The sequence below is a fragment of the Wenzhouxiangella sp. YN9 genome (assembly GCF_056324165.1).
The window spans coordinates 1-1,318 of record NZ_JBJNIP010000103.1; the positions used below are offsets into that span (position 1 = coordinate 1).

General features: G+C 61.2%; 1 protein-coding gene. It reads left to right on the forward strand.

Going from position 1 to position 1,318, the window contains the following annotated elements:
- Positions 1–97 precede the first annotated feature (97 nt).
- Positions 98–1,120 (forward strand): transposase, encoded by a 1,023-nt coding sequence (locus ACEWQ0_RS09810; RefSeq protein WP_476485238.1) that lies wholly within the window; start codon positions 98–100, stop codon positions 1,118–1,120.
- The last annotated feature ends 198 nt before the right edge of the window (positions 1,121–1,318 follow it).

Sequence of the window (1,318 nt, forward strand, 5' to 3'; positions counted from 1 at the left end):
CAGAATCAGGACACCCATGATCTATAGGAAATCTCCTACAGCTCACCGGGACAGTCTCCGGATTGGCGGGCGTCTCTCCCGGCGCCAGAATAGAGACATGACCTATCCACGCAGTCAGTTAGTCAGCGACGAGGAGCCCGGCTTCTTCCATTGTGTCAGCCGATGCGTACGGCGCGCCTTTCTTTGTGGCACTGACCAATACACCGGCAAGAACTTCGAGCACCGACGTCAGTGGATCGAGGACCGCCTTTTCAAGCTCTCCGAAAGCTTCGCTGTTTCGGTCTACGCCTATGCCGTCATGTCGAACCATTTCCACGTAGTTCTGCGCAGCGATCCCCGTGCGCCTTGGCGTTGGTCGGACCGAGAGGTCGCTGAACGATGGTTAGCGGTCTTTCCGGGATCGATCAGTAATCGCGACGACCCGGCCTGCGTGGAGCGCGCCACCCTCGCCCTACTTGGCAACGCCGAGCGGCTTGACGTAATCCGCCAGCGGCTCGGCTCGATCAGTTGGTTCATGCGCGCACTCAACGAACCGATTGCCCGGATGGCCAATCGGGAGGACGGCTGTACGGGGCGCTTCTGGGAGGGGCGGTTCAAGTGCCAGGCACTACTGGATGAGCAGGCCGTTGTGTCGTGCATGGCTTACGTCGACCTGAATCCGGTTCGGGCCGGCATGTGCGAGACGCTTCGCGACTCCGAGCACACCTCCGTCCGGCACCGGCTCGGGTCGACCCGATCGGCCATCGGGACAGCACTCGGCCGGGGATCACAGGACCAGTCCCTCAAGCCCGTAGCCGGGCTCGATAGCGACATGCTCGCCGACCTGACGCAACGAAGCTACATCGAGCTCGTGCGCTGGACAGGACTGCAGACGCGTCCAGACAAGCGCGGCAAACTCTCCGCAACCGAAAAATCGCCGCCCGAAGGGCTCTGGAGCGTCGCCAGCCACCCTCATGAATGGATGCGACGCGTCCAAGGCACAGAAAGCCGCTACTATCGCGCGATCGGCTCGGCTGAAGCGCTGATGCTCAAAGCCGCCGGTCTCGGGCAGCGCTGGATGAAGGGCGTTTCGGGAGAGTTCGCCCTCATGAAGCTGCGAGAACAACCACTTCCCTGGTAGGCCCCTCCAGAAGCCACAAACCGGTCAATCCGGGGCCTCCGCAGGAGCGACTGCGGGCAAATTCGGCCCCAGCAAGGATTTTCGATGCGCAGATCGCTAAATCACCTCACCACCATCAACCTTTCCGACTGATCTAACCATCGCGAAGGCTTGGCCGACGGCTATTCAGCCATGGGAATCGTGGGTGTCCTTGTTTTT